Source organism: Vreelandella salicampi, assembly GCF_013415105.1.
Taxonomy (GTDB): domain Bacteria; phylum Pseudomonadota; class Gammaproteobacteria; order Pseudomonadales; family Halomonadaceae; genus Vreelandella; species Vreelandella salicampi.
Window position 1 is genome coordinate 43,175 of sequence record NZ_JACCDF010000014.1, and the last position, 14,076, is coordinate 57,250.

Sequence of the window (14,076 nt, forward strand, 5' to 3'; positions counted from 1 at the left end):
GGCTCTGTTAGCCGCCCCCTCGCACAACAGTGAGTGTGGCGAGGTTAGCGGCTCGCGTTGCGTACGACTTTCCCCCTCAATTAAATGTAGAGTCCCGCGTCATGGAATTTTTTTGCGTATTGATTGGGTAAAAAAAGGCACCACGTAAAGCACTACCCAGGCGAGAACTGTACATAACAGCGCCGTCTGCTCGCGCCCCAAGCCAATGGCTATCCCGATGGCGGCAGTAAACCAAATACCCGCCGCTGTGGTAAGCCCTGTGGCACCTTGTTCATCTTTGCCGGTGATAATGGTGCCCGCACAAAAAAGCCAATACCGGCAATCACTCCTTGAATAACGCGACTCATTTTTGAATCCGGGATTCCCGTTTACTGTGGGTTAAAATCCGAAAACTCAGACATGATGGTATTAGCAATCAACTCCATCGCTTTTTCCTGTTGTGTTTGTCATGCGGCATTCGGCGCTAAAAATGAGAGTCTGAATAAGGCCTAGGTGCATACCCCGGGGGATGGGCTAAAAGAAAACGGGGGCACAATGTGCCCCCGTTGATGATGGGGTTAGGCTTTACGAATCAGATTCGTCTTCGTCGCGCTCGAACTCGGGTGCTTCACGCAGCGCTTCCTCCTCAATCTCCGTGTAGAGCACGGCTTCGTCATCTTCCATGGTCCGCTCAATGTGTTCCCAGTTTATCCCGGCTTCTTGTCCGCCGAGCCCAAGAAAGCCACTGGTCTTTACCACGACACCGATGATACGGCCATCTTCGCCGATGATCAGGTCTTGTACCTCGCCAATCATCTCTTCTGAGCTACGATGCTTGATAGCCTCGCCAATAACATCGTCGGCGTAGAACGCACCGGTGGGCTTACTGCTCATCAGCTGTTCGCCGTTTTCCTTCATGGCGTCATCGTTCTCCGCCATTGCCGTTGTGCTGAGTGCAAATGCTGGCGCAATAGCGGCGGAAAGGATAAATGTCTTGAGCTTCTTCATCGTTATATCTCCTCTGCTTTACGCAGTTTGCCAAACCCTTGTGTGGGCCTAGAGTGCCATTCCCGAATCGCGGAAATGCCATATCATCTTGGGTATAAACGAACTATTTGTCCGTGCGGTACCACACACTTGACGAGACGACGGGTGAAAATAACGCGCTGACTATCTACCAATCGATTTCATTAGACCCCAACTTAGTGCGCATACTGTTTTTCACGTGCGCCCCGAGGGTGACGAGGAAGGCTGTCAGAGGAACGGCGAGGATCATGCCAATAACTCCACCCAGTACGGTGCCCCAGAATAGGATGGAGATCACAACCACAGCGGGATGCAGGCCCGAGCGATCAGCCATGATCTTGGGCGTAAGCACCACGCTTTCCACCAGCTGCGTGGCAGCGATGACTGCCAGCAATAGCAAAACGAGCTGACCGCCCCCGTCGGGCTGGAAATAGGCAATGGGTACGACGGTGACAACGCCGACAATAAAGCCCAGATACGGCACGATGTTGAGCAACCCCAACGCGAGGCCGAAGTAAATCGCAGCCTCAAGCCCGATGAGGGTAAAACCAACCGCCATGATGACACCCATGGTCAGTCCGATAATCAGCTGTCCGCGAAAGAACGCGGTAACGTAATCGACAAACACCTGACTCAGGTATATCACCTCTTTCTGCGTTTCGTACGTAAACAGAAACAGCGCACCCTTGGCGGACTCCCTCATGCGGTTGCCGGAAAGCAGTGCAAAGAAGAGGTACAGGGGGACAAAAGCAAGCCCCATTAGAAAACTGATGTATCCGATGGCACGGCTAGTGGCTTGCTCCGCATCGGGAAGCATCGACTGGATCTTTATGTCGGACATGAAATCTTCCAACATCGGCAACACTATTGGAAACCGGAACGACAAGATTTCGTGTCCATCCGCCGCTATCTTCGGCACAGACTCAAAAAAATCTCTGCCCTGACCTACGGCTGTGGGCAAGACCAGTACCATCACCGTGATAAATAGGCCGAACAGGACCAAAAAAAGCGTGATCACGGCGGCGAGCCGGTTCATGCGCAAGAATCGCTCGAATAGGTCTACAACCGGGTAAAGCACCAGGGCCAGCACGCCGGCAATCGCCAGAGGGAAAACCAGGGCGTTTAGGGCAGCGATGATGTGCCCAAGAACCCAGATGATAAATACAATCGTGCCCAACAGGGTGACGGCGCTGAGGGCGACAATGGTGTAACGGAACAGCCGTTGCTCGCCGGGTGTAAAGTCGAAAGGCGTTCTCTTTTCGATGCTCATGGGCTTCCTTCACCCTCTAGGTAAGCAAGGGGGTTCCATCGTGCTCAAACTCAGGCAAGTTCCGCAGAGTACTTCTCATTATCTGTGTAGAACACGGATTCGTCTTTTTCCATCGCGTGTTCTATTTATCGCCTAGCGATGATCCACACGGCGTGAACGATGCCGGGCACATATCCGAACAGCGTAAGCAAAATGTTGATCCAAAAATGCATTCCGATGCCTACCTGCAAGAAGACGCCGAGCGGTGGCAGAAGGATCGCGATGATGATGCGTAACAGATCCAATGGTCATACTCCTGGATAGAATAGGATGCCCCAACGGGCGAGAGACTCCGCATTCTGCACCGTATGGCCCGAAGGCTCCGTGCGGCATCGCACACTCGGCCGGAAAAAATACGGTAGTAGACGCCATCGCACAGCTCTGATCGTGGTTTTTCTTCCTCAAACAGCGTGCGCTAGCGCACAGTGAATATTGAGAAACGTGCCTATACTCCAACTATTGACGCCCGGCGCGTCGAAAAATGGAAAAGGTGGCGGGCTCGGGAAGCCCTTTCAAATGCTATGAGTATTGTTCTGGTCGCACTGGCCCTGATGTTGGTGATTGCTACGCTCCTTCCGCTACTGCGTTTCAACCAGTGGTGGATTCGCGTGCTGGATTTTCCCAGAGCGCAGATCGCTACCGCCGGTATTGTCATTCTTTGCTTCTACCTCTATTACTGGGACACGCAACGCCCCTACGAATCCGCCGTTCTCGCGCTATTGGTATTGGCCGTGGGATATCAAGTCGTCAAGATGCTGCCTTACACGGTGCTGATGCCCAAGCAGGTGCTAACGACTGAATCTGACTCGGATGACGCCAATATTAGCCTGCTCGTGGCAAACGTGTTGATGGAAAACCAGGAGTCAAAGGCGCTCCTGGGTATCGTGCGCAAGTATAATCCAGACATGATCCTGACCGTGGAGACCGACCGGTGGTGGGAAAAAGCGCTCAGAACACTGGAAAATGAGTATCCGCACACGCTCAAACATCCGCTCGACAACACCTATGGGATGCTTCTGTACAGTCGCCTGGAGCTAATCAATCCCGACATCCGGTTTATTCTCGAAGACAGCATGCCATCGATGCACATGCAGGTGATATTGCCTTCCGGCGACCGGGTATTTATGCATTTCGTTCACCCCGACCCTCCCAACCCAATGTTTGCGACCGAGACGACGGAACGCGATGCGGAGCTGCTCATTGTGGGCCGGGAAGTTGAGACGCGCGAAGGGCCCACCATTATTGCCGGGGATTTCAACGATGTCGCCTGGTCCCAAACCACGTCCCTGTTTCAGAAAACCAGTGGTCTGCTCGACCCGCGTGTTGGGCGGGGAATGTACAACTCCTTCAACGCCAAGAATCCACTCATGCGCTGGCCGCTCGATCACGTCTTCCACTCTGATCATTTCAAGCTTGTCCGCATGGAAAGAGGCCCCGCCTGGGGATCGGATCATTTTCCCATGTTCATCGAGCTGAGCCTTGAGACAGGAGCAAAAGCCGACCAGGTGGAACCCGATACCAACCGGGCGGAAGGCGAGCAGGTCGATGAGAAGATAGAAGATGGTAAGCAGCAAGCAGACGAATGACTCTGTCAGGAGGAACGTCTTTCTTGATCTTTTCTGCTCTTATTCAGAGCTAAACAATGCAGGCAAATATGCGATTAGCGGATTTTATTCGGGAAAATATAGAGCCGATTCTTGAGAACTGGGAAAAATTTGCCAAAACCCTCCATCATGCCAGCCATATGGGCACGACTGGGCTGCGCGACCACGCCAAGGACATGCTTCTGGTGATTGCCGACGATATCGATTCACACCAAAGTGACTCAGAACAGGCCGCTAAATCGAAAGGACGTGGATCCGAAGATGGTGGGGAATCCTGGGCAGAAGTGCACGGTGGCGAACGCCAAACCAGCGGCTTCAGTGTCATGGAGACCATTTCCGAGTTCCGAGCCCTGCGTGCGAGCGTGGTGTCACTCTGGACGAAAGCGTACCCAACGGTTTCCGGCCCGCAGCTTGACGACCTTACCCGTTTCCATGAAGCCATCGACCAAGCCGTCGCGGAATCGCTAGAGCAATATGCGACCGTAAAAGAGGTGGAAACTCGGTTGTTCAGCGCCGTTCTGGTGGCATCGCCCGACCCGATTTGTGTTCTCAATCTAGAAGGTCGGTTTATTTATGCCAACCAGGCCACGGCCGATCTTTTCGCTCTTGCGCCCGAGGCGATCATCGGAAAATCCAGCTTTGACCTCGGGTTTTCGTTCGCTTCGGATTTTCAGCGCAACCATGAAAAAGTAATGGCTGACCAGTCCACCTATCGCGGCAATTTGATTCACACCTTTGCTTCTAAACAGGGTGAAAGGTTCGAATATCTGCTGGCGCCCGTGCTTGATGAGCATCAACACACGGAAGCGACGGTCTGCATTTTCCGGGATGTTACCGAACGAGCGCTCGCCGAAGAAAAAGCATGGCACAACGCCCATCATGACCCTTTGACCGGACTACCAAATCGACGTCTGTTCCTGGACCGCCTGGAACAGGAAGTGAAACATGCAAAACGCAGTGGCGTGCCGCTTGCCCTGCTTTTCCTGGACCTTGATGGCTTCAAGGAAGTCAATGATTCGCTCGGCCATGAAGCTGGCGATCATCTGCTGTGTGAGGTAGCAGAACGTCTTGTTGATCGGGTTCGCGAGGACGACACGGTTGCCCGTCTGGGTGGCGATGAATTTACCGTGATTCTCACCGCGGCAAATCGACGTAAGGATGTTGAGCTTGTCGCTCAGAATATTATTGATGCGCTCGCAGTGTCCTTTCAAACCTCGCAACAGCCTATCCAGATTTCCGTGAGTATCGGGATCTCGTTCTACCCCGAGGATGCATCCTCTTCTCCGGTTCTACTGCAAGCCGCGGATCACGCCATGTACAATGCCAAAAAGTCCGGTTCAAACCGGATGTGCTTTTACGACACATCCGAAAAGGTGGACGCACATTCTCTCTGAACCGAATGTTCATTAAGGACTTAGGCCGACGAAAACGCGGCCTCTCTGCGCACCGCATCGATATCGTCCTCAATTACCATCACCCGTTCCGAGCGTGCCAGAGCCATCCGTGAATGTTTTTTGGCGGCGGCAGCCATCGCACTGTCGCCTGTTTCGGCCAACGCCCAAAGCGCTTTCTGCAGGCGAATGGATACTTCAACCATATTTGCTCCGTCACGGGCAATGGCCGTAAAGGCATCGTCGAACAAGTCGTCGGTCACCAGTTCCGGAACCGATACCCGGTCATAAGTGACCGCCTGTAAGGTGTCCTTTTCAACTGGCGATTGCCAAAGCGTAAATAGTCGTACCATTGTACTAATGACATTGATCGCGGTTCCCGGGTCATTGATACCAGGCGACAGCGCCTTGTCGGCAATCTCGGATAACGCTAGAACCCCGAAGCGGGGATCATCTTCAAAGGTGCGGCTTGAGCGAATCGTGAAGGCGCTGGAAAAGGCGTCCAGATTGGACGACTCGTCCTCCTCACTTCTCTGTTCAAAATCCCCTTCATAGCCCCCTTCAATACGAAGCAGCGGGCGGCATTGGCTAACAAACGCGCCGGGGAGTGCTGTCACCACCACGTGGCAATTGAGTGCTTCAGCGTGAGCTTGTAACGTCTCCAGATCAATACGCTGGATATAACCCACTGTTGAAGAACAGACGGGTATTCCCTTGCCGAAGACCTGTTGCGGGGAGGCTTTCATAGCGCCGAGTGTGGGCGCGTGTCGACGACGATCCAGAGCGTCACCGGCGGCCTTTTCTGCTTTCTCAATGGTATTCACCACCCTGCCCAGCCGGGCAATTCTGTCTACCCAGCGAACGAACGTGATGACAACAATGGCGAACACCAACAGGGTTAGCACGAAGATGGCAAACCGGCCAGCAGCGTCAAACAGGTCATTCTGGACGGTTATCAGGGAAACAATACTGAAGATGAACGCGCCGATAAACGCAGACAAAGCGTTCTGGGTGACGTCATCGGCAATAACCAGGGGGATGGAACGCGGTGTCGCACCGGCGCTGGCGGATGCATAAGCGGCCACCATGGAACCTACCGCAAAGGTCGCAATCACCAGCATGCTGGACGCCATGATGGACAACAGGGACTCGACAGATTCCAGGGTGATCTCAGGCACCACCGTGGAAAGCCCCAAATTGTCAGCCAACAAGGCGATAAAGGTACCACCAATAGACAGCACGCAAAGGACCAGCGGCTTAACCCACAAGCGCTCTTTAATCCGACTGAAAAAAAAGCGCAGCCTGTCCATGGTGAACCGTTTTGTTTGGGCCATCATTTCTCCTCTGCGGTTAGACTCAGGATTCTGAGGCCGACTTGCGGACATCCCCGGGGCCGTCAACGCCGACCAGACTGGAACCGTTACCCCCCTCTTTACTTCCCTTTTCTCCCGACAAGACGACGCTGAACGAGCCATCGGTCTCTAGGACGACTGCGCGCACTTTTTCCAACGAGTCGATCCCGGTCGAGCGGACCGCTGCCCGTATTTCGTCTTCGGTCACCCTCGCTTTCACCAGAGGTGCGGAAAGAAACTTGCCACAGTATAGCAACATCTGCGGCTCGCCCGTCGCCAGCCGCCGCACCCAACGTACCCGAACACTCGACCAGGTGACAGCGAACTGCAAGCCGATAAGCAAGGCGAAAGCCAACAGCCCTTCGGCCAAAGCGACATCCTTGGCCAGCAGGATGGTCGCCAAGGTTGAGCCAAGAGCGACGGTCACAACCAGATCGAAGGCGTTCATCTTGGAGAGTGTCCGTTTCCCCGACATACGAAGGAACACCACGAGAGCCACGTAAGCCAGCACCCCGACTACCAGGGTGCGGAACAAACTATCCCATCCACTAAACAGCATCTGTTTACTCCTACCGACAGCCGGGCAGCATCATTTAGCTGGTGGGTCTATTTCACGGGAGGAATGGCGATGCGCCGCCACGGCATCGATGAAGGTGGGCGCGATTCCGGCCGCATCGGCGCTATCCGCCATCAAAATGCCAGGGTCTTGCCCCGCGGCTGAGTCGATGCCCGCCATTTCCAGCAGCTTCCGCCCGGCACCCAGCGCAAGAATCGTTTTGCAGTGCTTGAACTGATCTTTGACGAACTCCATTGGGTCGCCGTTATCCACCAGCGTCTGGACCGCCTCACTGCCATCGGGTATGACGAGCGCATCGAACAAAAACCCCGGCGCATTTTCCATCGATTTGTCCGCTTCTATTTCCTCGCCAGTTTTATCGCCAGAATCACCGACGCCGGCAAATAAGCCTACCTTTGGCCCCACGAAATGCACCACGGCCCCCGCATTGGTCAGCGCACTATGAAGACTGGCAAGCGACGCATAGTGAACGCCGTCCTCGACCAATACGGCAATCTGGCGTGTTCGAACACCGCCTTCGCCCGGTAGCGACATCATCGACAAGGCCGGGGATTGGTTCACTTCAGCGGGCTCGGGGTTCTCCATTGCCTTCGGCATAGCAGCGGGCACTGCCATACCCAAACCGTCCGCGACCTTGGCGGCCAGGTCCGGTGACACGTTCACCAGCGAGGACAACATTCGCTCACGGATAGCGGGCACGCCGACCTTGCTCAGCTCGAAGCGGAACCCGGCCACAATATGCGCTTGTTCGACCGCCGACTGACTATTGAAGAACAGGGTGGCTTGGGCATAGTGCTCGGCAAATTTTTCCGGCTTGCCACGGACTTTGTCTTCGGCATTGGTATCGGGAAAAGACACGAATCCGCTGGGTCCGGTTTGGCTGGCGCCGCCTTGGAATGGGCAGCCACCCGCCAGCGAATTCGGTTCGTAGGCAACACGCCCGCGATGCACCGCCTGACGATGCAAACCGTCGCGTTGGTTGTTCTGTACCGGCGCAAGCGACGTGTTGATGGGGATTTCGTGGAAATTGGGGCCACCGAGTCGCGTGATCTGGGTATCGGAATAGGAGTGGATACGACCGGCAAGCAAAGGGTCGTTGGAGAAATCGATACCGGGTACGACGTGGGCCGTGCAGAATGCGACCTGCTCGGTTTCCGCAAAGAAATTGTCCGGGTTGCGGTTCAGCACCATGCGCCCGACCGGCGTGACCGGCACCAATTCCTCCGGCACGATTTTGGTCGAGTCGAGCACATCAAAGCTGAAGCTCTCGGCCTGTTCCTCGGTGAATATCTGCAGCCCCAGCTCCCATTCGGGGAATTCACCGGCTTCGATGGCTTCCCATAGATCCCGCCGATGAAAATCCGGATCCGCGCCGGATATCTTCACCGCTTCGTCCCAGACCAGTGAATACGTGCCCTGCAGCGGCGTCCAGTGGAACTTGCAGAATACCGATTCGCCCTGTTCGTTGACCAAGCGGAAGGTATGCACGCCAAAGCCCTGCATCATCCGATAGCTGCGCGGTATACCGCGATCCGACATTACCCACATCAGCATGTGAGTGGATTCCGGCATGAGCGACACGAAATCCCAGAAGGTGTCATGGGCAGACGCCGCTTGCGGCATACCGTGATGCGGCTCCGGTTTGAGGGCGTGGACAAGATCGGGAAACTTCATCGCATCCTGAATAAAGAACACCGGTATGTTATTGCCGACCAGATCCCAGTTGCCTTCATCGGTATAGAACTTCACCGCAAAGCCACGGGCGTCGCGGGCGGTGTCTTTCGAGCCGCGTTCGCCAGCCACGGTGGAGAAGCGCGCAAACAAGGGCGTTATTTTACCTTTCTCAGCGAATGGGGCCGCCCGAGTGTATTGGGTCAGCGCGTCATAAGCTTCAAAGTACCCGTGCGCGGCTGAACCGCGGGCATGGACGATGCGCTCGGGGATGCGTTCGTGATCAAAGTGAGTGATTTTTTCCCGCAGAATGAAATCTTCAAGTAACGATGGCCCACGCAGCCCGGCTTTCAGGGTGTTCTGATTATCGGCAATACGAACCCCCTGATTGGTCGTCAGCGGTTGGTCGCTGGGATCGACTTTGAATTGGTCGAGCGGCGCGATGGTTTCGTTCGTGCCGAGCTGCGCTGGACCGCCGGTTTTTGCCGTCCCGGGTTCCTCAGTCGTCGTGCTGGCCGTCAACTCACTGGAGCCCGGCTTCACTGTCTCCCCGGCCGGTGGCGCCACGGCGTTGTCGTGACCGTGCTCAAGCGCCTTGGTCCGGTTATGGGGCATCGCAGCGACGAAATCATCGCTGGCAAGGCCTTGCTTCGCGACGACGTCGTTGGTTCTGAGCACTTTCTTTTCTGTAGCCATGATGTTTCTCCGAGGATGCGGGGAATGTGGACAATCGAGAGACTGCTCGTACCGATAGCCTTGGTGGATCTTCACGCTGCGGGTAAGCGCTGTCTGTTCGGTAACGAACGTTCATGCTTAGTGCGATAGCGCACCGACGCGGCATCCGCCGACGGGTGACGCTGACTGAAAAACGCACCGCTCAGTCAAACTAGGAGGTAACAGCATGAGTGAGACAACCCGCGGCAGGCCCCGGCCCCGCTTGACCAATCTCCGCTTGGGCGAGATCACGATGGCGATGGGTGTGGCCATGATCGCCGGCTTGGGCGTGGGACTAGCGGCATTGGCCGTGGATATTACTTGGCTGTGGCCTCCGCCGGTGGACCTCGGCACCGTTGTTGACGCGCGGGTCCTGCTAGGGGCGGTAACCAGTGGTCTGATCACGGTCGCGGTGTTCGGTCTGTGGATGCGCACCGTCGTGGTGGGTCTCATGGCCGCGCACTTTTCGCCCCGGACGCTGTTGATCTTTCTGGACGACCGTTTTCAGCGCAATCTACTCGCCTCCATGTCGGCGGGTGTTGTGGCCGTGCTCGCCATCCTGTTGAGGATGCCTACCGAGGAACAGGCACCCGCTCCCCTGGTCAGTACGGTGCTGGTAGTGGTGATTGCGCTCGCCGCGATGGCGGGGGTACTGCTCGCGATTCAGCACGCAACGCGAAGCCTGTCGCTCCCGGAGCTGATCAGCCGGCTTGCAGAAGATGCCCTCCAAGTGCTTGATCGCCACCCCGAGGTACGGGTCGAACTCACCGAGGTGCCGCCACCGCTAACAACACCGCGGACGGTCCTCGCCACAGGGACTGGCTGGATTACCCGCATCGACACCGACCGGATGCGCAAGGCGCTGCCGCCCGGCGGGGTTGTTCATCTACGCTGCCGAATTGGCGAGTTTGTTACCTCCCGCCGCCCTGTCGCGATCATTTCCTCCTTAGGGGCCGATGGAGACGCCGACTTTCAAGCCGTGGCAAAAGCGTTCAACATCGCCCGTACCCGCAGTCCTGATATGGACCTCGCGTTCGCCGTGAGCCAGCTGGTGGATGTCGGCACGTTCGCGCTGCAGGCACGCGCGGACACCTCAACGGCCCATGAGGTCATGGTCCATCTCGAAGCCGTGCTTGAGGAAATCATCATCCAGGGGCTGCCGCGGCTGCACGACAAGGACAAAGATGGCCGCTGTGTCTACGACGAGGTCGGCTGGGATGTCGCCGATCTGGTGCAGCTGTGCATGGAGCGACTGCGGGAACAGGCCTCACAGGACCCAGAAGCGGCCCGGCACCTGATGCATACGCTACATCGAATCCGAGAGGTCGCCGTGGAACGTGAAGCGTCCGCGGTCGTCGCTGAAGTCGAGAGTCAGGTGGAGATGATTCTGGCGCTGGCGGAGGCCAACGGGATGCTGGCTCAAGACCGCCGGCGGCTTGAGCGCGAAGCCGAGCTCATCGTCAACGGTGACGCTAACGGACACATACGTCATACATGAAGGTTGAGGAGTCGCCGATGGATTTAAATCGAACGCCGCACACATCCATTGACCGAGCTGTTTGCCTCTTCACGGCTGGGATGTCATTGACGATATCATTGACTCAGTATCGCGAAACCATGCTCGAGCTTATCGACAACCATCCAATCCGCTAAAACATAGAACTTCGCATACGTTAGATAACGCACAGACCAGAGCTTGAGCTTCAACTAGCTTGTAAACATCACCCTGCCTTTGCATGAGTTCATGCTATGAGTCCACCGCAATAGGCAGAACCCAAGCGAAATCATTACCTGGAGATCAACGTATGAATAAGGATCAAGTCGAAAGCCGTGCCAACGAGGCGAAGGGAAAGGCTAAGGAAGTAGCCGGCAAGGCGACCGGTGATAAAAGTACGGAATACAAGGGTAAAGCCGAGAAACATGGCGGCAAAGCTGGCGCCGTATTAAGCGACGTCAATGGCGATCCCAAGGATAGCAAGGAGGAAAAGCAATAGGATTGAACTCAATGTTTCAATCGCAGAGGGTAAGCCGTTAACTGGCGAAAGCGCCTTGTGTGGTTGCCCTAATGTCACTGTGCGGTATCGCACGGTGACCATTAAACAATTGCCCTACACTTCATGTGTTGACGCCAAGCGTGCGTCAAACCTATCTAGAGGCAGACATTATGGGCATTATCATATGGCTTATCATGGGTGGCTTGGTCGGCTGGATCGCCAGTAAGATCATGGGCACCAGTGGCCAGCAAGGCATCATTCTCAACGTTGTAGTCGGCATTGTCGGCGCACTGATTGGCGGATTCCTGATCGGGCCGATACTCGGCGCGGGCTCCATCAACGAGGGCATCTCCGTCATGAGCTTCATCGTGTCACTGATCGGCGCGATAATATTGCTCGCCATCCTAAGCTTCTTCCAACGCAAATCTTCACACTGAACTCTTCGCACTGAACCATATCCCGCCCGCCACGCAGTAAAAATGCGTGGCGGCCTGTTGCGTGGTAAAGCTCAATCATTGCACTGCTTTCATTGCACTACCTTTTCGATCTTGCGTTCCATTTCAGGCGTTATCTTGGTGGAACGAGGAGGAAGATTTTCCTCACCCTGTTCTCCATTTTGTGCAATATCATTTAGGAGCAGTTTCATTTCAGCTATTTCGCGGACCTGAGCTGCAATGATCTGATCCGCAAGCTCGCGAACGCGTGGATCGCTGATGGACGCCCTTCGTGAGTTGTTGATGGCAATCGAGTGGTGGGGAATCATAGACTTCATGAAATTGACATCCCCGATTAGCACCTGAGATCTATTCACGAACAGCAAAATCACGGCGAACAATAAGGCCAAAACAAGCACCGCGATCTTGGTTCCCATCCCTTTGTACATAGACCACATAAAGGCCAGCATCACGACAGTCATGACGCACCCCATCACCAATGAAGCGGTCAGACGGTTTAAGCTGAGCATTGCGTGATCGAATGAATAGACAAGCTGATACATCAAGAAAAACATAATGAAAGTCGATGTCGCGATCATCGCCGCAAATCGGCCCCAGCCCATTCCCATCATCTGCTTTTGTTGTTCCATTGTTGGTTCTCCTTCGTTTATATAGTTTGATTCCTGTGTTAAAAGACAAAGAGAATCTAATGTGCGTCGCTTGTTGATTTTCTTTTAAAATGATTAAAAGAAAATCCGTCTTGCTTCTCTATTGTGGTCAGCGACCTTTTCTATGAATTTAATTAATCTCACTATCCCCAGTTAAACAACTTCATCATTATTTATAACAACATTTCCCGGAGTGCTCTGTGCGCCGGGGCACAGAGCAAAAATGAGATGGTTTAAGTAGGGAAATAAATATGAACCACCCTGCTGTCCAGGCCACAGTGACTAACAATCAGGTAGCTGTGGGGGGTGACACAGTTCAATGGGTTTATCGTTCGACCAGGAAGCAGCAAGCCACGTCATGTGCGACAACGCACAGATGCGAAGGCAATGAGTGCATATGCTCAATGTGGGTGAGGCGAAGGAACCGCCTATACACGAAGTTGCACCATGTGCCGCACGGACTGCGATGCCATCATCTCACTAGATATTTCGCAATATCCTGATACAGGAAAATGCGCAAGGAGAGAGGAAACTATATGAGACTTTCACAATCCGCTTCTATTTTAGCCCTAGCAATTGCCTCTGCCACGGTAGCGACACAAGCTCAAGCCGAAGAAAATAAAGGTAAAGGTAATGTAACTGCTATTAGCGAATGGAATTATGACACCCTCTATGAAGAAGGTGGCATGACCGCTGAAAGCTTGATGGATACAGAAGTTTTCGGTGCCGATGATGAAGAAATTGGTAGCGTCGAGAATATACTTCTGAATGATAAGAACGAAATCGTTGCCGTTATCGCCCAGGTTGGTGGTTTATGGGACATTGGTGATACGCACGTTCTAGTCCCATGGGAAGAGGTTGACGTTAACGAGGACGGTGTTTCGATTCCCGTTCATGAAGACAATGCCGATGACTATGGTCTATTTGACGAAGAGTATGTGACGAAAACAGACCTTTCCTACATATCCCAAATAGACGATGACGCCAACACCGGTACGAGAATCTGGAAACTTACCGACCTATTGGATGACTACGCAAGTGTCGGAGAAGGTAACGGCTATGGCTACGTAGATAACGTACTGTTTAAAGAAGATGGGGAAATCCAGGCAGTCGTAATTGAAGCCGACAGCTCATACGGTGGCGAACCCTATGCCTACCCTTTCCATGGGTTCGATACGGGTTGGGATCCTAGCTACAGCACGTACACGCTTCCCTATGATGAGGCAGATCTGGACGATGCAACTGCCTTTGACTACGACGAGTACGATGGCTTGTGGGATTAAATGGCTAAGCTTGAGTGCATAAGGTAACCGAGCGCAACTCACTTAGTGTTCTGGTAAGGGGAGACACGGTCTCC

Annotated in this window: 14 protein-coding genes; 6 read left to right on the forward strand and 8 right to left on the reverse strand. The window is 54.4% G+C overall.

The annotated features are described in order from the left end of the window. Positions 1-99: 99 nt before the first annotated feature. From HZS81_RS18100 to HZS81_RS14785, 4 genes are all read right to left on the reverse strand, one after another. Positions 100-291: an MgtC/SapB family protein gene (locus HZS81_RS18100; protein WP_338401867.1), complete on the reverse strand. Its 192-nt coding sequence runs from the start codon at positions 289-291 to the stop codon at positions 100-102. Between the two features lie 273 nt (positions 292-564). Continuing rightward, positions 565-987, reverse strand: coding sequence for a PRC-barrel domain-containing protein (locus HZS81_RS14775; protein ID WP_179931282.1), 423 nt, complete (start codon positions 985-987; stop codon positions 565-567). Between the two features lie 166 nt (positions 988-1,153). Next, on the reverse strand, positions 1,154-2,275 hold the full coding sequence (locus HZS81_RS14780) for an AI-2E family transporter (protein WP_179931283.1): 1,122 nt from the start codon (positions 2,273-2,275) through the stop codon (positions 1,154-1,156). A gap of 125 nt (positions 2,276-2,400) precedes the next feature. Beyond that, positions 2,401-2,559, reverse strand: coding sequence for a YqaE/Pmp3 family membrane protein (locus HZS81_RS14785; RefSeq protein WP_179931284.1), 159 nt, complete (start codon positions 2,557-2,559; stop codon positions 2,401-2,403). 276 nt (positions 2,560-2,835) lie between these two features. Here HZS81_RS14785 and HZS81_RS14790 point away from each other — a divergent pair, with 276 nt between their 5' ends. Together HZS81_RS14790 and HZS81_RS14795 are read left to right on the forward strand one after the other, a co-directional pair. Then, on the forward strand, positions 2,836-3,900 hold the full coding sequence (locus HZS81_RS14790; RefSeq protein WP_179931285.1) for an endonuclease/exonuclease/phosphatase family protein: 1,065 nt from the start codon (positions 2,836-2,838) through the stop codon (positions 3,898-3,900). 56 nt (positions 3,901-3,956) lie between these two features. Further along, positions 3,957-5,312, forward strand: coding sequence for a diguanylate cyclase domain-containing protein (locus tag HZS81_RS14795; RefSeq protein WP_241697523.1), 1,356 nt, complete (start codon positions 3,957-3,959; stop codon positions 5,310-5,312). A 20-nt stretch (positions 5,313-5,332) separates the two neighbouring features. Here HZS81_RS14795 and HZS81_RS14800 read toward each other — a convergent pair whose 3' ends face one another. Genes HZS81_RS14800 through HZS81_RS14810 form a run of 3 tightly spaced genes read right to left on the reverse strand, consistent with a single transcriptional unit; the run spans position 5,333 to position 9,605 of the window. Next, entirely contained in the window at positions 5,333-6,646 is a 1,314-nt protein-coding gene (locus HZS81_RS14800) for a DUF2254 domain-containing protein (protein WP_241697524.1), read from the reverse strand. Positions 6,647-6,665: 19 nt separating this feature from the next. Further along, positions 6,666-7,220, reverse strand: a complete 555-nt coding sequence (locus HZS81_RS14805; protein WP_179931286.1) for a DUF421 domain-containing protein — start codon at positions 7,218-7,220, stop codon at positions 6,666-6,668. Positions 7,221-7,250: 30 nt separating this feature from the next. Beyond that, the gene (locus HZS81_RS14810) at positions 7,251-9,605 is read right to left on the reverse strand and encodes a catalase (protein WP_206679564.1); all 2,355 of its coding nucleotides are present in this window, start codon (positions 9,603-9,605) and stop codon (positions 7,251-7,253) included. 205 nt (positions 9,606-9,810) lie between these two features. Between HZS81_RS14810 and HZS81_RS14815 the strand changes: the two genes are divergently transcribed. The 3 genes from HZS81_RS14815 (at position 9,811) to HZS81_RS14825 (ending at position 12,054) form a co-directional block, all read left to right on the forward strand. After that, positions 9,811-11,121, forward strand: a complete 1,311-nt coding sequence (locus HZS81_RS14815) for a DUF2254 family protein (RefSeq protein WP_179931287.1) — start codon at positions 9,811-9,813, stop codon at positions 11,119-11,121. A 307-nt stretch (positions 11,122-11,428) separates the two neighbouring features. Beyond that, positions 11,429-11,617: a CsbD family protein gene (locus HZS81_RS14820; RefSeq protein WP_179931288.1), complete on the forward strand. Its 189-nt coding sequence runs from the start codon at positions 11,429-11,431 to the stop codon at positions 11,615-11,617. Positions 11,618-11,787: 170 nt separating this feature from the next. Continuing rightward, a complete protein-coding gene (locus HZS81_RS14825) occupies positions 11,788-12,054 on the forward strand; it encodes a GlsB/YeaQ/YmgE family stress response membrane protein (protein WP_179931289.1) in 267 nt (88 codons plus the stop codon). 89 nt (positions 12,055-12,143) lie between these two features. On the opposite strand, the gene HZS81_RS14830 is transcribed toward HZS81_RS14825, so the two are convergent. Next, entirely contained in the window at positions 12,144-12,701 is a 558-nt protein-coding gene (locus HZS81_RS14830) for a DUF305 domain-containing protein (RefSeq protein ID WP_179931290.1), read from the reverse strand. A gap of 554 nt (positions 12,702-13,255) precedes the next feature. Here HZS81_RS14830 and HZS81_RS14835 point away from each other — a divergent pair. Beyond that, entirely contained in the window at positions 13,256-14,002 is a 747-nt protein-coding gene (locus tag HZS81_RS14835) for a PRC-barrel domain-containing protein (protein ID WP_179931291.1), read from the forward strand. Positions 14,003-14,076: the final 74 nt, after the last annotated feature.